Origin of the sequence: uncultured Arenimonas sp., from assembly GCF_963976025.1 — a bacterium.
In the GTDB taxonomy this organism is placed as follows: Bacteria; Pseudomonadota; Gammaproteobacteria; order Xanthomonadales; family Xanthomonadaceae; genus Arenimonas.
The window spans coordinates 1-6022 of sequence record NZ_CAXBJS010000159.1 but is presented as its reverse complement, the minus strand read 5'-3'; the positions used below and the strand labels follow the sequence as shown (position 1 = coordinate 6022).

At 71.4% G+C, this 6022-nt stretch carries 6 protein-coding genes; 4 read left to right on the top strand and 2 right to left on the bottom strand.

Annotated features, from left to right (window positions below):
• The 4 genes from AACZ35_RS11465 to AACZ35_RS11450 all read left to right on the top strand — a co-directional run.
• On the top strand, positions 1 to 1922 hold a 1922-nt coding region (locus tag AACZ35_RS11465), incomplete at its 5' end, for a Gldg family protein (RefSeq protein ID WP_339829362.1).
• 3 nt (positions 1923 to 1925) lie between these two features.
• Positions 1926 to 2966: a DUF4340 domain-containing protein gene (locus AACZ35_RS11460; RefSeq protein WP_339829359.1), complete on the top strand. Its 1041-nt coding sequence runs from the start codon at positions 1926 to 1928 to the stop codon at positions 2964 to 2966.
• The gene (locus AACZ35_RS11455) at positions 2966 to 3325 is read left to right on the top strand and encodes a DUF423 domain-containing protein (RefSeq protein WP_339829357.1); all 360 of its coding nucleotides are present in this window, start codon (positions 2966 to 2968) and stop codon (positions 3323 to 3325) included. The genes AACZ35_RS11460 and AACZ35_RS11455 overlap by 1 nt, the downstream gene beginning before the upstream one ends.
• Before the next feature lie 11 nt (positions 3326 to 3336).
• Positions 3337 to 4011, top strand: coding sequence for a DNA-3-methyladenine glycosylase 2 family protein (locus AACZ35_RS11450; protein WP_339829355.1), 675 nt, complete (start codon positions 3337 to 3339; stop codon positions 4009 to 4011).
• Here the strand turns inward: AACZ35_RS11450 and AACZ35_RS11445 are convergent.
• Together AACZ35_RS11445 and AACZ35_RS11440 are read right to left on the bottom strand one after the other, a co-directional pair.
• On the bottom strand, positions 3992 to 4816 hold the full coding sequence (locus AACZ35_RS11445; RefSeq protein WP_339829353.1) for a M15 family metallopeptidase: 825 nt from the start codon (positions 4814 to 4816) through the stop codon (positions 3992 to 3994). The two genes, AACZ35_RS11450 and AACZ35_RS11445, sit on opposite strands and share 20 nt — an antisense overlap.
• Before the next feature lie 22 nt (positions 4817 to 4838).
• Positions 4839 to 6022, bottom strand: a 1184-nt coding sequence (locus AACZ35_RS11440) for an alpha/beta fold hydrolase (protein ID WP_339829351.1), incomplete at its 5' end; no start/stop codon positions are given.

The window sequence follows — 6022 nt, the reverse complement described above, 5'->3', positions numbered from 1 at the left end:
GCCTGGCTGTGGGCGACGGTGCTGGTGATCGACATGAAGAAGGCCGACTGAACGCCATGAAGATGTTCAACCGACGTTCCGCCCCCCTGGTCGCCCTGGCGCTGCTGGCGCTGGCCTTCGTGGCGCTGGTGTCGATCTCGACCCTGGCCCTGCGCGGCGCCCGCGTGGACCTCACCGAACAGGGCCTGTACACGCTGTCCGACGGCACCCTGCGCATCCTCGGGAGCGTGCAGGACCCGGTCACGCTCAAGCTCTACTACTCCGAACACGCCACCGGCGAACTGCAGCAGTTCCGCAGCTACGCCACCCGCGTGCGCGAGCTGCTCGAGGAAATGGCCGCGCGCTCGGACGGCCAGGTCACCCTGGAAGTGATCGACCCCGAGCCCTTCTCCGAAGCCGAGGACCAGGCCGCCGCCTACGGGCTGCAGGCCATCCCGCTGGGCAGCACCGGCGACAAGCTTTATTTCGGCCTGGTCGGCAGCAACAGCACCGACGGCGAGTCGCTGATGCCCTTCATCCAGCCGGACAAGGAAGCCTTCCTCGAATACGACGTGGCCAAGCTGGTCAGCTCGCTGGGCGATGCCGACCGACCGGTGGTCGCGATGATCAGCGGCCTGCCCACCGGCCCGCGCATGGACCCCAGCGGTCGCCAGGAGCCGGGCTGGGTGATCGACCGCCAGCTGCGCGAACTGTTCGAACTGCGCCGCCTGCAGGGCATGCCCGCGCAGATCGCCGACGACGTCGACCTGCTGCTGCTGGTGCACCCCAAGGACGTACCCGAACACACCCTGGTCGCCATCGACCAGTTCGTGCTGCGCGGCGGCCGCCTGCTCGCCTTCCTCGACCCGGACGCCGAAGCCGACCAGAGCGGCGTCAATCCGCTCGACCCGCTGTCCACGGCGGTGCCGCAGGCTTCGCACCTGGGCCCGCTGTTCCAGGCCTGGGGCATCAATTTCGATCCCGGACGCGTGGTGCTCGACGAACGCCATGCCCTGCAGGTGCAGCCCGACCCGAACGGGCCGCCGGTGCGCCACCTGGCGGTGCTGGGCCTGGGCGAGGAAGTGCTGAACCAGGACGACGTGGTGTCCGCCGAGCTCAAGACCCTGCACTTTTCCACCGTGGGTGCCCTGGGCCTGGGCCGCGAATCGAGCCTGGTGATGGAGCCGCTGGCCCAGTCATCGCGCCGTGCCGCGCTGGCCGACGTGGTGGCCGTGCGCGAGGCTGTTTCCGACCCCGATTCGCTGCGCCAGGGCTTCAAGCCCGGCGACGAACCGCTGGTGCTGGCGGCGCGGTTCACCGGCGAACTCAAGACCGCCTTCCCCGACCGTGCAGGCGAAGAAGGCCACGTCGCGGCCAGCGACGGCCCGGTCAACATGATCGTGGTCGCCGACACCGACGTGCTGACCGACCGCCTGTGGGTGCAGGTAAGCGACTTCCTGGGCCAGCCGGTCTACAACGCCTTCGCCAACAACGGCGACTTCGTCTTCAACGCGGTCGACAACCTGGTCGGCAACGCCGACCTGATCGCCGTGCGCACGCGCGCCCCGTCGGCCCGGCCCTTCACCCGCGTAGAACGCATCCGCCGCGGCGCCGAGGAACGCTACCGCGCCACCGAACAGCGCCTGCAGCAGCAGCTCGACGAGCTCGAACAACAGCTCGGCGCCCTGCAGCAGCCGGGCGCGGAAGGGCAGGCGCAGGCGATCAGCCCGGCCCAGCAGGAACAGATCCTGCGTTACCAGGACGAACGCCTGCGCATGCGCAAGGAACTGCGCGAAGTGCAGCACCGTCTCAACGCCGACATCGACGCCCTGGGCGACCGGCTCAAGCTGATCAACATCCTGGGCATGCCGGCGCTGGTGGTGCTGTTCGCGCTGCTGCTGGCCTGGCGGCGCTGGTCGCGCCGGCGGGCGGCGGAGTCCTGAGCCATGCGCACGCGTTCACTGGTGCTGCTGGCGGTTGTGGCCCTGGGGCTGGCGGCGCTGGCCGCCTGGGCCCTTGGCCAGCGCGCTGGTGAAGCGCCCGCCAGCACCGGTGAGGCACTGCCGGGTTTTGCAGCCCGCATCGAGGCACTGGAACGTGTCGAGGTGCGCGGCGCCGGTGACAGCCTGCTGGTGTCGCTGCTGCGCCGCGGTGATGGCTGGGAAGTCGAGCAATACCCAGGCTGGCCGGCCAACCAGCGCGAAATCAGCCGGGCCCTGTTCCGCCTGGGCGAAGCGCGCCGCATCGAAGCCAAGACCGACAATCCCGCGCTGCACCCGCGCCTGGGCGTCGAGGACGTTTCCCGGGCCGAAGCCAAGGGCGCCGAACTGCGATTCGTAGGCGGCGGCGAGCCCCTGGGCCTGGTCGTGGGAATCAACCACCCTGGCCTGGGCGGCAGCTACGTGCGGGTTGCGGGCGAAGACGCTTCCTGGCTCATAGACGCCGACCTGAGCCCGGCGCGCGACCCGGTGGCCTGGCTCGACCGGCGCCTGGTGGACCTGCCGCTGGCGCGCACCGAACGCGTGCGCATCCAGCCGGCCTCGGGTCGTGCCTTCAGCCTGGTGCGCGACGGCGAAGGTTTCATCGTGCAGGGCGCGCCTGCGGGCCGCACCCTCGACGCCCAGGCCACGGCCACCGCGGCGCTGCCCGAACAGCTGGCCCTGGACGGCCTGGCCCAGGACGACGGCCACGAAGCCAGCCAGCGCCACGTTTACGAAACCGTGGACGGCCTGCGCCTGGAAATCGCCAGCTGGCAGGACGCCGGCGGCACCTGGGCGCGTTTGTCGCTGACCCTGGACGAAGAGGTGGCCACCGCCTGGTTCAACCAGGCCGGCGAAGACGCCGAACCCGCGGACAAGCGCCTGCAGCAACTGCGCGACCAGGTGCAGGAGTGGCAGGGACGCTTCGAAGGCCGGCGCTTCCTGCTGCCGTCGCACAAGGCCGCCAACCTGCTCGCCTCGCGCGCCGACCACCTGGCCCCGGGCTGATGCCGTCGTCGCCGCGCTTGCCGCGTCTGCTTGCCGGCTGCGGGGCCTTGGCCTGCGGCCTGGCGGTGGCGCTGGGCGCTTACGCCAGCCATGGCCTGGAAGGCGAGGCGGCCGGCCGGGCCGGCCTGGCGGCGCTGTTCGCCTTCGGCCACGGCCTGGCCCTGCAGCTGCTGATGCGTGACTCCGGCGGGCGCCTGCGGCTGGTGGCCGCTGGCGCCATGCTGCTGGGGCTGCTGCTGTTCGCCGGCAGCCTGTGCGGCGCGGTTTTCCTGGGCTGGCCAACGCGGCTGGCGCCGGCCGGCGGATTGCTGCTGATCGCCAGCTGGCTGATCATCGCCGTCGACACCTTCCGGCGCTGAGCCCCGAGCCCATGGCCCGCTACCGCCGCGGATTCGACCTGGAGCTGGCCGCCGCGCATTTGCGCCGGCGCGACCGCAAGCTGGCGCGGTGGATGGACCGCATCGGGCCGCTGGACGTCGGCGAACGATGGCGCCGGCGCTTCGACCCGACCGACGCCCTGGCCCGCGCCATCCTCTACCAGCAGCTTTCAGGCAAGGCGGCCGCGACCATCGTCGGCCGGGTCGAGGCCGCCATCGGCGCCAGCAAGCTGCACGCCGACACGCTGGCGCGCATTGATGACGCCGGCCTGCGCGCCTGCGGCGTGTCGGGCAACAAGACCCTGGCCCTGCGTGACCTGGCCGCGCGTTCGGCCGCCGGCGAAGTGCCCGGCACCGCGGAAATGGCGCGCCTGCACGAAGACGAGATCATCCAGCGCCTGACCGCGGTGCGCGGCATCGGCCGCTGGACGGTGGAGATGATGCTGATGTTCCAGCTGGGCCGGCCCGACGTGCTGCCGGTCGACGACCTGGGCGTGCGCAAGGGCGCGCAGCTGCTCGACAAACTCGGGGAAATGCCGAAGCCGAAGGTGCTGGCCGAACGTGGCGAAACCTGGGGCCCTTACCGAACGCTGGCGGCGCTGTACCTGTGGCGCATCGCCGACTTCGCCGCGCCCGACAAGGCGCCGGTCAAACGCTCGCAGGACTAGCGCCGGCCGGCGCCGGCGGCTGCCAGCACCAGTGCCAGGGTTCGTAGCTGATGCCGTGCGGGTTGTCGCGCGGATAGCTCATGCGGAAACCAAAGCGCCCGGCCTGTCCGCGCAGCCAGGCGAACGCCGGCGTTGTTTCGAAACTTTCTTCGGCCGGCGGCTCGCCCGGCGTGCCGATGTCCATCGCCAGGCCGCCGTGGTGTTCGCTGTAACCCGGGGCGGCGTTCACGGCCAGGATCTGCTGCACGGTCTGCCCGCGCGCAAGTTTTCTTTCGAAGATGCCCAGCTGGTAGTCGTGGCTGCGGTAGCCGGAAATGGCGTCGAGCGCGACGCCGTCGGCCAGCGCCGCACGCTGCATCCGGCGCCAGGCGCGGGCGGCCGGTTCCAGCAGCCACAGCGGACGCCGGTAGCGGTCGTAGCCGGCGAACTCCAGTCGCGACGGCTCAGGCACCAGCACCAGGCCGGTTGATTTGCCGTAGGCCGCGTCCAGGCCCAGGCTGGCCAGGCGTTCTTCCAGGCCGGCCAACGGCAGCGACCCGGTCGCGCCGGCGGTTGCGCACGAGGCTTCGATCGCCGCGATGGCTTCGCCGATGCCGGGTTCGCGCGCCAGCCCATGGCAAAGCGCGTGCAGGCGCCGGCCGTCGTAGGTGGCCAGGAAGCGTCCGTCGGATTTGCGCCGCAGGCACCACGCCGCCTGGGCCAAGGCCCGGGCATCGGCGTTGGCGCGTGCCCGCGGTCGCAGCAGCCGCGCGGGCAGCGCTTCGACGTGGGTGCTGTTGGCCAGGTGCCAGTCCAGGGCGTGCATGCGCGCAGCTTAGCCGGTGACGTCAGTGTTGCCCAATCCACCCGGCGATGTCGGCAATGGCCCTTGCATCGACGCGGCCTTCGCGCCGGTATTCCTCCGGGCCGGGCGGGCCTTCGCCGTGCATGAACAGGTGGTTGAGCCCCGGGTAGGTGATGAAACGCACGTCCGGGTGCGTGGCCAGGCCCTCGCGCCACAGGCGCAGGTCGTCGTCGACGGTCACCTGGTAATCGCGCTCGCCCTGCAGGATGAGCATCGGCCTGGCCAGCGCCAGGGCTTCCCGGATCGGTTGCATCCGGCCGTGGTCGAGCCAGTAGGCGTTGGGGATGCCCAGCATCGGGCGCCTCGGCGGCGGCCCGCCGGCAACGTAGCTGCGGATCTGGTCGCGCTGGCGTTCCGCTTCGGCCAGCGAGGCGGTTTCGAGTTCGGTCATCAGACCATCGCGCCCGGTCAGGTAGCGCACCTGGTCGGGTACGGCGTCGTAAAGCGGGCGGGCCAGGCCGGCAAGCAGCACCAGGCCGGCAAGGCCCGGGTCGCGTGCGCCGATGCGCGGCGATATGTAGCCACCCAGGCTGTGGGCGACGACGAATACGCGCTGGTCGTCGGATTCGCGCAGCGCCCGCAGCTGGCGCAGGGCGCGCAGCGCGTCGCGCACCTGCACTTTTTCGGCAGTGGCGTCGGGTGCCAGGGTGCTCGCGCGCAGCCAGGTTCGCTTCTCGTAGCGCAGCACCATCACGCCGCGTTCGGCGAGTCCGTAGGCCAGGTCCAGGAAGGGTTTGTTGGGCCCCTGCGTGCCGTCGCGGTCGGTCGGGCCGGAGCCGTGCACCAGCACGACGGCGGGGAAGGGGCCGGCGCCGCGGGGCAGGGTAAGCGTGCCGCCCAGGTCGCCGACCGGGAAGTCGCGTTCGGTAAACCTTGAGTTGGCCACCGGCGGTGGCGCGTCGATCGGTGCCGGCGGCAGCGGCAGGCGCAGGTCGGCGGGCACCAGCCAGAAGCCGTCGATGCGGTCGCGCCGGTTGAAGCGAAAGCGCGCTTCGACGGCCTGTTCCTCGAACTCCAGCCGCACCAGCACCGCCGGGTTGCCGCCCAACTGGTCGGGCCGGCCGGGGCGGCGCAGCACAAGTGGGCCCAGGCGCGGCGGCAAGGCTTCCCAGTCGGTGCGCAGGCGTTCGGGCGGGTGTTCTTTCGCGGCCGGACCGGCCAGCAGGC